Consider the following 14794-nt stretch of genomic DNA (forward strand, 5'->3'; position numbering starts at 1 on the left):
GATGGACTAGTCACAAAAGTGGCAACTGCCTGAGGAAAATCAAGCTTTCATACTTCCACCGCCTTTGTCGGCAAATCAGCCGTTTGAACGATGCGCCGATCCCGAAAGACCCATGCAAGAGGGCATTGCCACGCTGCGGATTGCCATGACCGTCTTCCAAATGAAACAGTTCGCGTCCAATTCTGTCCACGCCGCAGCTGACGCGATTGGATGGAACTACGACCGCGCCGAGCTGATCGCCGATGGCATTATCCATGCGATCGGCGTGCTCTCCGGCATCATCGCCGCGACCGTGCTGGTGGTGCTGGCGGCGGTCTATGCCGACGCCACCGACATCGTCGGCGTCTCGATCTATGTCGCTGGCCTGCTCGCGATGCTGGTGCTGTCGGCGACCTATAATCTCTGGCCGGTGTCGCCGGCCAAATGGCTGCTGCGGCGGTTCGACCATTCCGCGATTTATCTGCTGATCGCCGCGACCTACACGCCGTTCATCCTGGAAGTGAAGGACAGCGTGTTCGCGCTGGTGCTGCTCGCCGGCGTCTGGTGCGTGGCGATATCAGGCATCGTGCTGAAGCTGCTCTATCCTGGCCGGTTCGATCGCGTCTCGGTCGGCATCTACCTCGCGATGGGCTGGAGCGGCATGATGCTCTACGACGCCGTGGTCAGGGCGTTGCCCGCGTTGGTGCTGGGCTTCATCCTTGCGGGCGGCCTGCTCTACAGCTTTGGCGTGATCTTCCACGCCTGGCGGCGGCTGCGCTTCCAGAATGCGATCTGGCACGGCTTTGTCTTGGCCGGCGCGGCATGCCATTATACCGCGGTGCTCGACCTCGTGTTGAGCTGAGTAGGACCCGCGACACGGAATAAGCGGCGCGGTATAAAGCGGTCCAAGACAATATCAAGACAAGAGGAGACGTCGCATGCAGGTGACCGGCAAGGTCGTGGTCGTCACGGGCGGCGCAAACGGCATCGGCAGGGCGCTGTGCGAGGCCTTTCACAACGCGGGCGCAGCCAAGGTCGTCGTAGCGGACATGGACGCCGCCAATGCGAGGGCGGTCGCGGCCATGGTTGATGGTGCCGCCTTCAAATGCGACGTCGCGCAGGAAAAGGACATCGCCCATGTCATCGAGGAGACCGAGCGGCAGTTCGGCCCGATCGAGCTGTTCTGCTCCAACGCCGGCATCGGCGGCGGCTTCGATCCGATGTCGGAAAATGCTGGCGGTGCCTCGGATGAACCCTGGCAGCGCAGCTGGGCGATCCACGTCATGGCGCATGTCTATGCGGCGCGGCATCTCGTCCCCCGCATGAGGGCGCGCGGCGGCGGCTATTTCCTCAACACCATCTCGGCCGCAGGCCTCTTGTCGCAGGTCGGCAGCCCGGCTTATTCGACGACGAAGCATGCCGCGGTCGGCTTTGCCGAAAATCTTGCGATCTCGCACAAGGCCCACAACATCAAGGTCTCGATCCTCTGCCCGCAGGGCGTCGACACCAACATGCTGCGCTCGATCCCCAAGGGCCCGCAATCCGGCGACGGCGACCTGACGCCCGAGCAGGTGGCGAAAGACGTGCTCGCCGGCCTCGAGCAGGAAACCTTCCTGATCCTGCCGCACCCGCAGGTGCTCGGCTACATGCGCAAGAAGACCGAGAACTACGACCGCTGGATCGGCGGCATGGCCAAGATCCAGGCGAAGATGCGGGAAGAGTTCGGGAAGTAGACCTCTTGTAGCCCGGATGGAGCGAAGCGTAGTCTGGGACGGTCCGCGTTGCAGGGCCCGGGATTGCGCTTGCGCTCCATCCGGGCTACGCGGCTACGCCACCGACTTCACCTCCTCCCCCATCCGGCTCTGCCTGAGCGCCCGCGCATAGAGCATCATGCCCTCGCGCACTGTTCGCTGCTCGGCCGCCGTTAGCGCCGCCAGCGCGCCGCGCACCTGCTGCCGTCCGAACGCATGCAGCGCTTCCAGCGTGCGGCGGCCCTTCGCCGTCAGCGACAACAGCTTGCTGCGTGCATCAAGCTCATCCGGCGTCTCCCGCAGCTCGCCGCAATCGATCAGCTTGCGTACCATGCGGCTGACGCTCGATTTTTCCAGGCGCAGGAAGTCGCCGAGCTCGCCCGACGTGATCGGGCCGCGGATGCCGATCTCCAGGATGGTGTGGACCGCCGAGGGCGGATAGTCCGAGGCCGCCACCGTCGCGTCCATGAAGCCGAGCTCGCGCACCATCAGCCGCGAGGCGGCGCGAATGTCGTCGATCAGCGCAAGTTCGACCATCTTGACTCCCGGCATATAGTTGTATCATACAACTATATGCGCAGAGCGGCGCATGCAAGCGTTTTGGAGTGGGCCATGACCGGAACTTTGCCAACCGGAATGCGGATGAGGGGCAAGGTCTGCCTGGTCACGGGCGGCGGCAGCGGTATCGGGCGTGCCACCGCGCTACGGATGGCCTCAGAGGGCGCCGAGGCAATCCTTGTCGCCGGTCGGCGCGAGCCCGAGATCGACGCCACCGCCGCAGCGTGCCGCGAGCTCGGTGTGGAGGCCGTCCCGGTCAAGACCGACATCACGCAGGAGGATGATGTCGCCCGGTTGGTGCAGGCGGCGGTCGAGCGTTGCGGCCGGCTCGACGTTGCCTTCAACAATGCCGGCTTCCAGGAGCGCCGCGCGCCGCTGGAGGAGCAGGGCACTGACATCTACGACAGCGTGTTCGATACCAATGTCCGCGCGCTGTTTCTCTGTCTGCGCCACCAATTGCCGGCGATGCTGGCGCAGGGGCACGGCAGCATCGTCGTCAACGCTTCCGTCAGCGGTGTGCGCAATCCCAATCCCGGCTTCTCGCTCTATTCGGCTTCCAAGGCCGCCGCGATCTCGCTGACGCGCTCGGCGGCGATGGAGAACGCTCCGCGCGGCATCCGCATCAACGCCATCGCTCCGGGCCGCGTCGTCACCGACATGATGCTGCGCGCCGGCGTCGGCGATGTCGCGACCGTCAGCGCAGGCTTGCCGCTGCGGCGGATGGGGAGCCCGGAGGAGGTGGCCGAGGCCGTGGTGTGGCTGGCGTCGGATGCGTCATCCTATGTGGTTGGGCACGTGCTGGCGGCCGACGGGGGATTTCTGGCGTCGTGATGCGTGGAGCGGTCGCGCCAAATGTTCAGTGTCGTCCTCGCGAACGCGCTAGTGCATGCACATATCTTCCCGAGTCTAATCAATGACTTGCCTCTGGAGTGCAGAGAAATGCTGCACTCCGGCGGACCGACCCTCGTGAATTCTCGTCGCTGAGTGGTGAGCAAGTCTTTGATTGAGAGTCGGTTTTTAGGTTCGAAAAGATATGTGCATGCACTAGCGCGTTCGCGGGGACGACAATCAGTGCTTCTGCCCGTACAGCACCGGCACCGCCGAATCCACGACGACCTCGACGAGGCTCGTGCCCGCAAACGCCATCCCGCGCTTCAGCGCATCGCCCAGTTCCGCGGCCTTGCTCACCCGCACCGCATCGCAGCCCATGCCTTCGGCAAGCCGGATGAAATCGATGCCCGGCAGCTCCAGCCCGGGCACATTGCGCACCTGCATCACCTGGCTGAACGAGCGCATCGCGCCGTAGCCGGAATTATTGATGACGACGACGGTGAGCGGCAGCTTGCGCTGCGCGGCCGTCCATAGCGCCTGGATCGAATACATCGCCGACCCGTCGCCGATCAGGCAGACCGTGCGGCTGTTCGGCTTGCCCAGCGCCATGCCGACGGCGGCGGGCAGGCTATAGCCGAGACCGCCGCTCGCCATGGTGTAGAAGCTGTCCTGGCCGCGCATCGGCAGGAATTTTTGCATCGCCGGCCGATGCGAGGGCACTTCCTCGACGAGTGATGCGCCATCCGGCATCGCCTGCGACAGCGAGTGCAGCAGGAATTCCACCGGCAGCGGATCGGCGGCCTGCGGCGCCGGCGGCAGCGTGCGGCCTTTTGGGGTGGCGCGCTTGGTCTCCGGCAACAGGTCGAGCAGCATGCTCAGTGCCGACTTCATCGTCGCGATGATGCTGGTGCCGACCGGCGTGACTGCTGCTGCATCCGGATCGTCGGTGATCTGGAAGATGGTCGCGCCGCCGTCGAAAATCGCGGCGTGGCCCTCGACGTGGAAGGTGAAGACCGGCGCGCCGATGACGACGACGAGGTCGTGCTCGCGCAGCGCATCGGACAGCTGCGCCGGCGAAGCGTGCAGGAAGCCTGCGAATTGCGGATGCCGCTCGGGGAACGAGCAGCGCGCCGAGAACGGGCTGACCCAGACGCTGGCCTTGGCCTTCTCGGCCACGCGCACCATCAGCTCCACCGCGCCGGCTCGATCGACGCCGGGGCCGACGACGAGGGCAGGATGTTTTGCAGAGCCGAGCGCTGTGACCAACGCCTTCATCGCCTCCGGCTCGGGACCGATCTCGCGGCTGACCTTGCGCGCCTCGACCGGTGCGCAGGCATGCGCCCAGTCGTCGATCGGGATCGACACGAAGGTCGGCCCGCACGGCGGCTGCATCGCGGTGTAATAGGCCCGCGCGATCGCGGCCGGCACGTCCTCAGGCCGCGCCGGCTCGACGCTGTACTTGACGTAGGGCCGCGGAAACTCCGACGCCCGCTCGGCATAGAGGAACGCCTGCAGCGGCAAGATCGAGCGCGCCTGCTGGCCCGCGGTGATCACGAGCGGCGTCTGGTTACGGTGTGCGGTGTAGATGTTGCCGAGCGCGTTGCCGACGCCGGCCGCCGAATGCAGATTGACGAAGCCGGCATTGCGCGTCGCCTGGGCATAACCATCGGCCATGCCGACGGCGGAGGCTTCCTGCAGCGCCAGCACGTAATCGATGTCGTCGGGCCAGTCGCTCAGGAACGGCAGCTCGGTGGAGCCGGGATTGCCGAACACCTTGTCGATGCCAAAGGCGCGCAGCAGGTCGAGCGTTGCCTGCTTGACGGTGACGGACTTGCTGCCGGTCTTGCCGTTCTTCGCCATGGTCTCCGTCCCGCGTGCTTGTTGTTACGACGTCATTCCGGGGCGCGAAGCGAACCCGGAATCTCGAGATTCTGGGTCCGGTCCTTTGGACCGCCCCGGAATGACGGTGTATCTATCACCACACCGCCGTGCCCTTCATCGTCGGCTGTCCCTCCGCATTCGCGGTCCACAGCTCCATGCTCGCGCCGCCGTCATTCGCGTTGACGGAGAACTCCGTGCCCTCGAACAGCGGCTGAAGCCCGCGATAGGTGAACTTCTTCGGCGCTTTGCCGCCGCGCAGCTTGGCGGCCATCTCGATGATCAGCGCCGCCTGCAGCGGTCCGTGGAAGATCAGGCCAGGATAGCCCTCGACCTTGGTCACGTAGTCGCGGTCGTAATGAATACGGTGGCCGTTGAAGGTCAGCGCGGAATAACGAAACAGCAGCACGGGATCGGAGACATGGGTCTCGCGATGCTGCGCGGTCGGCGGCGGAGGCGGGGCCTTGGCGCCGGCAGGTGCACTGCTCGTCATCTCGCGATAGACGATGTCCTGCCGCTCGCGGATGGCTGTGCCGCGGGGTGAGGAGATGCTGTGCTCGACCGAGACGAAGCACAGCGTGCCGGTCGAGCCGGTCTTCACTTGCACATCGGCGATGCGCGAGGTCCGCGTCGATTCATCGCCGACCTGCAGCGGCTGCAAAAACTCGATCTCGCCGCCGGCCCACATCCGGCGCGGCAGCGGCACCGGCGGCAGGAAGCCGCCGCGGGTCGGATGGCCGTCGGGCCCGAGCATCGACATCGGAAACACCGGCTGCGCCAGGCACCAATGCACCGTGAACGGCGCGGCGTCACCCGCCTTGGGCTCGCCGACCTCCTGGAACAGCGTCGCGCGCAGGCCTTTCACGAGCTGCGCGGTGACGATGTCGGTGGCCTCCGTGCTGCGGCCGATCCATTGCCGCAAATGATCGATGTCGAGCTTCTCGGTCATGACGCCTCGCTCTTTTTATTTGGACTGGGGACGTTCGCCGATGGCGGGCACCGGGCCGTAAGCGCGAGTCTCGCCGACGATGATCGGCGCCGGCGCGGGATAGCTGACGCGGCCGTTCGGCGTGTCGACCTCGATCCGGCGCAGATGCGGATGGTTGGTGAGGTCGGCCATGGTGTTGACCTCGGCGAACGCAATATCGGCGTCCGACAGCCGCTTCAAGAGCTCGTCGCGCGTCATCTTGCCGAAGATATCGGCGACGGTCTTGTCGGTGAAATCACGGTTTCGCACGCGCTCGACCATGTTGGCGAGGCGGGGATCGGCCGGCAAGTCCGGCTGGTCCAGCACCTTTGCGCACAGCGTCTTCCACTCGCGCTCGCTCTGGATCGAGATCAGGATGTCCTTGCCGTCCTTGGAGGTGAACACGCCGTAGGGCGCGATGGAGGGATGGCGCAGGCCCATGCGCTTGGGCGGATTGCCGGCCTCGGAATTCAGTAGCGGCACGGTGCACCAGTCCGCCATCACGTCGAACATGGAGATGCGGATGTCGGCACCCTTGCCGGTTCGCCCGCGCGCGATCAGCGCTTCCAGGATCGCAGCATGCGCGGTCGCGCCGGTCGCGACGTCGACGATCGACATGCCGACGCGCGAGGCGCCATCGGGATTGCCGGTGATCGAGGCAAGCCCGCTCTCGGCCTGGATCAGGAGATCATAGGCCTTGCGGTGCGCGTAAGGGCCTTCGTCGCCATAGCCGGTGATCGTGCATGAGATCAGCTTCGGATAGTCCGTCAGCAGCCGCTCGCGGGAGAAGCCGAGCTTGTCCATCGAGCCCGGCTTGAGGTTCTGGATCAGCACGTCGGCGCTGGCGATCAGCTTCTCGAGCTCGGCGCAGCCTTCTTTTGTTGCGAGGTCGACCACGACCGACTGCTTGCCGCGGTTGAGCCAGACGAAATAGCTGCTCTGCCCCTTGGCCGCCGCGTCATAGCCGCGGGCGAAATCGCCTTCGGGCCGCTCGATCTTGATTACCTCCGCGCCGGCATCTGCCAGGCGCGAGGAGCAGAACGGCGCCGCCACCGCCTGCTCGACCGCAATCACCCTGATCCCGTCAAGTGCTCCCATGATGGCTGCCTCAGTACGAGCGCGGCATGCCGAGCACATGCTCGGCAACGTAGGACAGCACGAGGTTGGTCGAGATCGGTGCCACCTGATAGAGCCGCGTCTCGCGGAATTTGCGCTCGACGTCGTATTCCTCGGCAAAGCCGAAGCCGCCATGGGTCTGGATGCAGGCGTTGGCCGCCTCCCAGGACGCATCGGCAGCTAACATCTTGGCCATGTTGGCCTCGGCGCCGCAATCGAGTCCGGCCTCGTATTTGCGCGTGGCTTCCTTCACCATCAGCTCGGCCGCGCGCATCGAGGCGTAGGCCTTGGCGATCGGGAACTGGATGCCTTGGTTCTGGCCGATCGGCCGGCCGAAGACGCTGCGCTCCTTGGCGTAGTGGGTGGCCTTGGCGATGAACCATTTGGCGTCGCCGACACATTCGGCGGCGATCAGGATGCGCTCGGCATTCATGCCGGAGAGGATATAGCGAAAACCCTTGCCTTCCTCGCCGATCAGGTTTTCCGCCGGCACCTTCATGTCGGTGAAGAACACTTCCGTGGTGGCGTGGTTCATCATGGTGCGGATCGGGCGGATCTCGAGGCCGTTGTTCTTGGCCTCGCGCATGTCGACGATGAACACCGAAAGGCCGTCGGTGCGCTTCTTGGCCTGCTCCTTCGGCGTGGTGCGCGCCAAGAGGATCATCAGGTCGGAATGCTCGGCGCGGCTGGTCCAGATCTTCTGGCCGTTGACGATGTAGCTGTCGTTGCCTTCCTTGCGCGCAAAGGTCTTCAGCGACGAGGTGTCGGTGCCGCTGGTCGGCTCCGTGACGCCGAAGGCCTGCAGGCGCAATTCGCCGCTCGCGATCTTCGGCAGGTATTTTGCCTTCTGCTCGGCATTGCCGTGCCGCAGCACGGTGCCCATCGTGTACATCTGGGCGTGGCAGCCGCCGCCGTTGCAGCCGGCGCGCTGGATCTCTTCCAGGATCGCGGCGGCGGCGGAAAGCTTCAGGCCCGCGCCGCCATATTCCTCGGGGATCAGCACCGAGAGATAGCCGGCTTCAGTCAGCGCGTCGACGAAGGCCTTGGGGTAAGCCATCTCGCGATCGAGCTTGCGCCAATATTCGCCGGGGAACTGCGCGCAGAGCTTTGCAACGGCCTCGCGGATGTCGGCGTAATCTTCGGTGTGGTGTTCTTGACTCATGGCGTTTCCAATTCTTAGCGGCAGTTAAGATAACGCCGGCCAACCCATGGGCGTTGTGAAAACAACGCCCGCCCCCTATGCTCATTTGTTATAGCGTATGGAGTAGCCTTCCAGGATTGGCAAGCATGGATTTCCGGCAGCTCAGGACCTTCAGTTGCGTGGCGGAGCTCGGCAGCCTCTCCAAGGCCTCCGACACGCTGCGCGTGGCGCAGCCGGCACTCAGCCGGCAGATCAAGTTGCTGGAACACGAGCTGCGCACCGATCTGTTCACCCGCAACGGCCGCGGCATGGTGCTGACCGAGGCCGGGCGCCTCTTGCTGGCGCGCACCTCCGGCATCGTGCGGCAGATCGATCAGATCCGCGACGACATCCAGTCCGCCAAGGGGCCGCCGTCCGGCCAGGTCGTGCTCGGCCTGGTTCCGACCGTGAGCTGCGTGCTGTCGGCGCGCTTTGCGCGGCGCTGCGTCGAAAAATTTCCCGGCATCTCGCTGCGCATCGTCGAGAGCTACAGCGGCCATCTCGTCGAATGGCTGCATCGCGGCGAGATGGACCTCGCCATCCTCTACGGCCGCTCGGCCGATCTGCATCTCAACGTGCAGAGTCTCGGCCGCGACAACATCGTCGCGGTCGGCCCGCGCGGCTGCGGCCTTGCGCGCAAGAAGAGCGTCGATGTCGGCTGGCTCTTGCGGCAGCGGCTGGTGCTGCCCAGTCATTCCCACGGTCTCCGCGCCCTGATCGAGCACGCCGCCGCCCAGCGCAAGATCAAGCTCGACGTCCAGCTGGAGGCGGACTCCTTCCGCGTGCTGACCAGCCTCGTCGAGGAGGGCCTCGGCTTCGCGCTGCTGCCGCCGTCGTCGGTCCACGGCGAGGTCGCGGACGGGCGGCTGGAAACCGCTATCGTCTCGAAACCCATGACGCGCGAGCTCATTTTCGCTTCTCCAATCGACCGCCCGGCCTCGACGGCCTCGCTTGCGATTACCGCGTTGCTGCGCGAGGAGGTCGCCGCCTGCCGCAAGGAAGGCGTGTGGGACATCAAATTGAGTTAGATGCACTGTTGTCGTAGAACAGTTAGCCGCCGCCTTGCCTTCGCATCTGGCGCGAGCTGTCATGCCGAGATTTTATAGCTGCCCAGGGCGCTGCGGGTTTGATGCGCCTCTGCATCCCGGAGCTCGTCATTGCGAGCGCAGCGAAGCAATCCAGAGTCCCTCCGCGGTGACGTCTGGATTGCTTCGCTGCGCTCGCAATGACGGGAATAGAGCCTACCCCGGAATCCGCACCGGCAGCGACTCATATCCCTTGATGAAGCTCGAATAGATCCGCTTCGGCTCGCCAACCACCTCGATGCGGTCGAACCGCTGCAGCATCTCCTCCCAGACGATCCGCAGCTGCAGCTCGGCAAGCCGCATGCCGACGCAGCGGTGGATGCCGAAACCGAACGACAGATGCGTGCGCGGCCGCGGGCGGTCGATAATGAACTCGTTCGGCTTCTCGAACATCTCCTCGTCGCGATTGCCGGAGACGTACCACATCACGACGCGGTCCCCCTTCTTGATGCGCTTGCCGCCGATCTCGGTATCCTCTAGCGCGGTGCGCCGCATATGCGCCAGCGGGGTCTGCCAGCGGATCACCTCCGGCACCATGGAGTCGATCATTTCAGGGTTGGCGCGCAGCTTGTCGTATTGCTCGGGGTTCTCGTTCAGCGCCAGCACCGAGCCGGTCATGGTGTTGCGCGTGGTGTCGTTGCCGCCGACAATGAGCAGGATGATGTTGCCCATCAAATTGTCGGGATCCATGTGGCGTGTGGCCTCGTTGTTGGCCATCAGCGACAGCAGGTCGTTGCGCGGCGCCGAGTTGACGCGCTCGTTCCACAGCTTCGACATGTAGGCGTAGCACTCGTCCATCTCGCGGCGGCGCTCCTCGGCCGAGGCGACGATGCCGCTCTTGGGCAGCGCGGTCGACACGTCGGACCAGCGCGTCAGCTTGCGCCGCTCCTCCCAGGGGAAGTCGAACAGGGTCGCCAGCATCTGCGTCGTCAGCTCGATCGAGACGCGCTCGACGAAGTTGAAGGTCTCGTTGCGCGGCAGATTGTCGAGCACGGTCTGCGAGCGCTGGCGGATCAGCTTTGCCAGCTCGTCCAGATGCTGAGGGGTGAACATCGGCGACACCGTCTTGCGCTGCGCCGAATGCCGGGGCTGGTCCATCGCGATGAAGCTCGGATAGTCATAGCCTTCCGGCACGTCGCGGATCGAGATGCCGCCGAGCTTGGAGTCCGAGGAGAAGATGCCGTGATTGGTGTCGACATGCATGATGTCGTTGTATTTCACCACCGACCAGTATGGCTCGATCGGCGCATTGGTGCAGTAATGCACCGGCTCTTCCTTGCGCAGCCGTTCGAACCACGGCCACAGCGTGTCGTCCTGGAACAGCCGCGGCGCGCCGGGGTGGAATTGCGACAGCGGCGTCGCATAGGCCTCCTCGCGCGCCCTGCGCAGGCGTTCGGCCTTGTCCACTTTAGGCGGCGCTTGGATGTTCATGGTCGTGGCTCCAGTGTTTCTGCTTAACCTCTCCCGCTTGCGGGAGAGGTCGGCACGTAGTGCCGGGTGAGGGTTCTATCCTCTTGGGGGTTCTCGCCCGCCGCCCTCTCCCCAACCCTCTCCCGCAAGCGGGAGAGGGGACGTAGCATCCTCGTGGATATCGTTTGGGCTCATCTTGCTGCCAATCTACGCGATCTTCACCGGTAGCTCTTCCAGTCCCTTCACAAAACTCGAATAGACCCGCTTCGGCTCGCCGACCACATCAATATGGTCGAACCGCTTGAGAATTTCCTCCCAAATAATCTTGAGCTGGAGCTCGGCAAGCCGCAAGCCGACGCAGCGGTGGATGCCGAAGCCGAAGGAGAGGTGCGTGCGCGGGCGGGCGCGGTCGATGATGAATTCGTAGGGCTTTTCGATCGCCGCTTCGTCGCGGTTGCCCGAGACGTACCACATCACGACCTTGTCACCTTTCTTGATCTGCTTGCCGCGGAACTCGAAGTCGGAGAGCGCGGTGCGGCGCATATGCGCGAGCGGCGTCTGCCAGCGGATCACCTCCGGCACGAAGCTGTCGAGCAGATCGGGATTGGCGCGCAGCTTGCGATATTGCTCCGGATGCTGGCTCAGCGCGAGAAGCGAGCCCGACATGGTGTTGCGGGTGGTGTCGTTGCCGCCGACGATCAAGAGAATGAGATTGCCGAGGAAGTTCTTCGCGTCCATGTCGCGCGTCGCGGCGCCATGCGCCATCATCGACAAGAGGTCACTCTTCGGCGGCTGCGCGACGCGCTCCTTCCAGAGCCGGGAGAAATAGCCCGCGCATTCCGTCAGCTCCGCCTGCCGCTCGTCCTCGGTCGCAACGAGGCCGTCGGGGCCGGGAATGGTCGTGGCGATGTCCGACCAGCGCGTCAGCTTGCGGCGGTCCTCCCACGGGAAATCGAACAGCACCGCGAGCATCTGGGTGGTGAGCTCGATCGAGACGCGGTCGACCCAGTCGAACACCTCCCCACGGGGAAGGTTGTCCAGGCACTCGGCCGAACGCTTGCGGATGTTGAGCGCGAGATTGTCCAGATGCGTCGGCGTGAACATCGGCGCCACGGTCTTGCGCTGCGCCGCGTGGCGCGGCGGGTCCATCGAGATAAAGCTCTCGCGGCGCAGATCCGGATCGATGTCGCGGATGGTGATGCCGCCGAGCGCGGAGGCCGAGGAGAACACCGAATGGTTGGTCTCGATCTCCATGATGTCGTTGTAGCGGGTCACCGACCAATACGGCCCGAACATCGAGTCCTTGCAGTAGTGCACGGGATCTTCCCGGCGTAGCCGATCGAAATAGGGCCAGAACGTATCGGTCCTGAACAGTTCAGGGTCGCCCGGATCGAATTGCTCCAGCGGCAGTGACGTGGCGCGCGCGCGAAGCGCGTCGAGCTTGGCCGCGCTCTCGATGGTCCCGTGCATGACCGTTCTCCCTGACATGAACCGCGCGTCGTTGAATTCTGCGCTGCGGTATTTGATTTGCAATTACAGCCCGTTGTCTGCGCCGGAGCAAGGGAGAGTTTTGCCACATCCAACCTTCACGAGAGCGTCGAACGGCCGTCACGCCGCCTCACGAACGTGACCTCCGGCACGCCGCGCGGTGGAGAATCGTGCAAGAAACCGATTGGAATCGAGGTAAATCGAACCCGCCCATCTTGGGGACCGACTAAGCTCTGATCTATAGTTTGACCGTAACAGATCCGCACCCCGAGGTTGCCGCCGTGAACGACATGCAATGGACGCCCATCGGCTCCGAACCCTTACCCCCGCCGCTGCCGCCGACGCGGGTGGATTTCACCGGCAACCGCTCCGAGTTCCGCAAAATGGTCACCAAGGGTGCCATGCTGGAGCTCGTCACTTTCGGCTTCTACCGGTTCTGGCTCGTCACCGACATCCGCCGCCATCTGTGGACACACACAGCAGTCGACGGCGATGCGGCCGAATACACCGGACGAGCCAAGGAGCTCTTGATCGGCTTCCTGGTCGCACTCGCGATTCTGGTGCCGATCTATCTGGCCTATTTCCTTGTTGGCATCGAGTTCGAGCGCTGGCAGGCCTTTGCCTCGGTGCCGTTGTTCGTCGCCTTCTACGCCTTCGGTCAGTTCGCGATCTTTCGCGCGCGGCGCTATCGCCTGACGCGCACGGTCTGGCGCGGCGTGCGCTTCTGGATGGACGGCTCAGGCTGGGCCTATTCCCTCCGCGCCATGCTGTGGGGCCTGCTGGTGTTCCTCACGCTCGGCCTGGCGCTGCCCTGGCGCGAGGCCGCGCTCGAACGCTACAAGATGCAGCACACCCATTACGGCGATCTCGCCGGCGATTTCGAAGGCGACGGCTGGACCTTCTTCAAGCGCGGCTGGTGGCTGTGGCTGCTCAGCCCGGTCGCACTGATCATCTTTCCGCTCGCGCCGTTCTTCTACGCCGAGTTCAAGGCGCGCGAATGGCGCTGGTGGCTGGACGGCATCCGCATCGGCGGCGTCGGCCTGTCCTCGGAACTGCCGCACAATGCGTTCTACGGCCTGTACTGGAAGGTGATCGGCTGGTGGACGCTGCTTTCGATGATCTTCGGCGCCTATCTCGGCGGCGCCACCGCGCTCGTCGTCCAGTTGAGCGGCCTCTCGGCCGAGCAGCTGTTCGGTCCTGACAATACCGCCAAGAGCATCCCGATGCTGGTGATCATGGTCATCGGTTACTTCGCACTTGCCCTTGCCCTCAATATCGTGATGCGGGTCTATCTGCAGCGCGATCTGTGGGCCAAGGTGCTGGAGACCGTCGAGGTGCACAACATCGCGGCCGCCGCGGATGTGCGTGGTCGCGGCGAGCTTGTCAGCGCGCTCGGCGAAGGCTTTGCCGATGGACTCGATGTCGCGGGATTCTGAGCTGTGAGTGATGTGCTCATCGAGGGGCCGGCTCAGGCCGCCAAACCGACGGTCTTCTTCGACGGCGTATCCAGCCGCAGGCGGCAGGTGACGCTGACGCTCGGCGATGCGCTCGAGATCATTGAGGAGGGCGGAGCGCCCGTGCGCTGGGCCTATGCCGACATTCGCCGCGCCGACAGTCCGGCTGGCGTTTTGCGGCTGGCCTCGACGTCTGCGCCGCCGCTCGCGCGGCTCGAAATTCGCGACGCTGCGCTCTCCGCGGACGTGACCGCCCGCTGCATGCATCTCGACGAGCACCAGACGTCGCGCCGCGGCATCGCAAAGATCGTCGGCTGGTCGGTCGCCGCCGCAGTCTCCATCGTCTGCGTCGTGCTGTTTGGCGTGCCGCTCGCCGCCGATCGTCTCGCGCCGCTGGTGCCGAAGCCGGTCGAACGGCGCATCGGCGACGCTGCCGAAGTGCAGATGAAGACCATCTTCGGTCGCGGCGTCTGCGAAGATCGCGCGGGCAAGGCCGCCTTCACCAAGCTCGTCAACCGCCTGCGCGATGCCGCCGGCCTCGACGACACCATGACGGCGGGCGTGCTGCCGACGTCCGTGCCGAATGCCTTCGCGCTGCCCGGCGGCAAGGTCTTCGTGCTGAAGGGCCTGCTCGACAAGGCCGAGAGCCCGGATGAGCTCGCCGGCATCCTCGCCCACGAGCTCGGCCATCTCAAGCACTACGACAACATGCGCGGCCTGATCTACAACGGCGGCACCTCGTTCCTGATCGGGCTGCTGTTCGGCGACGTCACCGGCTCCTCGGCCGTGATCTTCGCTTCGCGCAGCCTGGTCGAGGCCTCCTATTCGCGCGAGGCCGAGACCGCTGCGGATACGTTTGCGATCGAGATCATGCATACGCTCGGCCGCTCGCCCAAGCCCGCGGCCGAGTTGATGTTCCGCATCACCGGCAAGGAAGGCGGCTCCACGCTCACCATGATCCTCGCCAGCCATCCGCTGACCGAGGACCGTCTCGCGCGCATGACCAAGGAAGATCGTCCCGCCAGCGGCCCGCCGCTGCTGACCGACAAGGAATGGCAGGCGCTGAAGGGCATTTGCGGCAGCGGGAAGGTATGACA

13 protein-coding genes are annotated in these 14794 nt (G+C 64.7%); 6 read left to right on the forward strand and 7 right to left on the reverse strand.

What is annotated here, in order from left to right; translation table 11 throughout:
• The first annotated feature begins 145 nt into the window (after positions 1 to 145).
• Positions 146 to 841: a PAQR family membrane homeostasis protein TrhA gene (trhA, locus tag ACVIIV_RS13640; protein WP_456748719.1), complete on the forward strand. Its 696-nt coding sequence runs from the start codon at positions 146 to 148 to the stop codon at positions 839 to 841.
• A 76-nt stretch (positions 842 to 917) separates the two neighbouring features.
• Positions 918 to 1712, forward strand: a complete 795-nt coding sequence (locus ACVIIV_RS13645) for an SDR family oxidoreductase (protein WP_456744646.1) — start codon at positions 918 to 920, stop codon at positions 1710 to 1712.
• A 93-nt stretch (positions 1713 to 1805) separates the two neighbouring features.
• Here the strand turns inward: ACVIIV_RS13645 and ACVIIV_RS13650 are convergent, their stop codons facing one another.
• Positions 1806 to 2267, reverse strand: a complete 462-nt coding sequence (locus ACVIIV_RS13650; RefSeq protein ID WP_456744647.1) for a MarR family winged helix-turn-helix transcriptional regulator — start codon at positions 2265 to 2267, stop codon at positions 1806 to 1808.
• 75 nt (positions 2268 to 2342) lie between these two features.
• On the opposite strand from ACVIIV_RS13650, the gene ACVIIV_RS13655 reads away from it, so the two are divergent.
• Positions 2343 to 3119: an SDR family NAD(P)-dependent oxidoreductase gene (locus tag ACVIIV_RS13655; RefSeq protein ID WP_456744648.1), complete on the forward strand. Its 777-nt coding sequence runs from the start codon at positions 2343 to 2345 to the stop codon at positions 3117 to 3119.
• 237 nt (positions 3120 to 3356) lie between these two features.
• Here ACVIIV_RS13655 and mdlC read toward each other — a convergent pair whose 3' ends face one another.
• From mdlC to ACVIIV_RS13675, 4 genes are all read right to left on the reverse strand, one after another.
• On the reverse strand, positions 3357 to 4979 hold the full coding sequence (gene mdlC, locus ACVIIV_RS13660; protein WP_456744649.1) for a benzoylformate decarboxylase: 1623 nt from the start codon (positions 4977 to 4979) through the stop codon (positions 3357 to 3359).
• Between the two features lie 115 nt (positions 4980 to 5094).
• Positions 5095 to 5946 carry an FAS1-like dehydratase domain-containing protein gene (locus ACVIIV_RS13665; RefSeq protein ID WP_456744650.1) on the reverse strand — a complete coding sequence of 284 codons (852 nt, stop codon included), beginning with the start codon at positions 5944 to 5946 and terminating at the stop codon, positions 5095 to 5097.
• A gap of 15 nt (positions 5947 to 5961) precedes the next feature.
• Entirely contained in the window at positions 5962 to 7062 is a 1101-nt protein-coding gene (locus ACVIIV_RS13670; protein ID WP_456744651.1) for a CaiB/BaiF CoA transferase family protein, read from the reverse strand.
• A gap of 10 nt (positions 7063 to 7072) precedes the next feature.
• Entirely contained in the window at positions 7073 to 8242 is a 1170-nt protein-coding gene (locus tag ACVIIV_RS13675) for an acyl-CoA dehydrogenase family protein (RefSeq protein WP_456744652.1), read from the reverse strand.
• A 125-nt stretch (positions 8243 to 8367) separates the two neighbouring features.
• Between ACVIIV_RS13675 and ACVIIV_RS13680 the strand changes: the two genes are divergently transcribed.
• Positions 8368 to 9288 carry a LysR substrate-binding domain-containing protein gene (locus ACVIIV_RS13680; protein ID WP_456744653.1) on the forward strand — a complete coding sequence of 307 codons (921 nt, stop codon included), beginning with the start codon at positions 8368 to 8370 and terminating at the stop codon, positions 9286 to 9288.
• Positions 9289 to 9501: 213 nt separating this feature from the next.
• Here the strand turns inward: ACVIIV_RS13680 and ACVIIV_RS13685 are convergent, their stop codons facing one another.
• Both ACVIIV_RS13685 and ACVIIV_RS13690 read right to left on the reverse strand, forming a co-directional pair.
• Positions 9502 to 10776 carry a cytochrome P450 gene (locus ACVIIV_RS13685; RefSeq protein ID WP_456744654.1) on the reverse strand — a complete coding sequence of 425 codons (1275 nt, stop codon included), beginning with the start codon at positions 10774 to 10776 and terminating at the stop codon, positions 9502 to 9504.
• A 186-nt stretch (positions 10777 to 10962) separates the two neighbouring features.
• The gene (locus ACVIIV_RS13690; protein ID WP_456744655.1) at positions 10963 to 12225 is read right to left on the reverse strand and encodes a cytochrome P450; all 1263 of its coding nucleotides are present in this window, start codon (positions 12223 to 12225) and stop codon (positions 10963 to 10965) included.
• 308 nt (positions 12226 to 12533) lie between these two features.
• On the opposite strand from ACVIIV_RS13690, the gene ACVIIV_RS13695 reads away from it, so the two are divergent.
• The gene (locus ACVIIV_RS13695; RefSeq protein ID WP_456748720.1) at positions 12534 to 13679 is read left to right on the forward strand and encodes a YjgN family protein; all 1146 of its coding nucleotides are present in this window, start codon (positions 12534 to 12536) and stop codon (positions 13677 to 13679) included.
• 3 nt (positions 13680 to 13682) lie between these two features.
• Positions 13683 to 14792: a M48 family metallopeptidase gene (locus ACVIIV_RS13700; RefSeq protein WP_456744656.1), complete on the forward strand. Its 1110-nt coding sequence runs from the start codon at positions 13683 to 13685 to the stop codon at positions 14790 to 14792.
• The last annotated feature ends 2 nt before the right edge of the window (positions 14793 to 14794 follow it).

The sequence above is a fragment of the Bradyrhizobium sp. USDA 4354 genome (assembly GCF_054060315.1).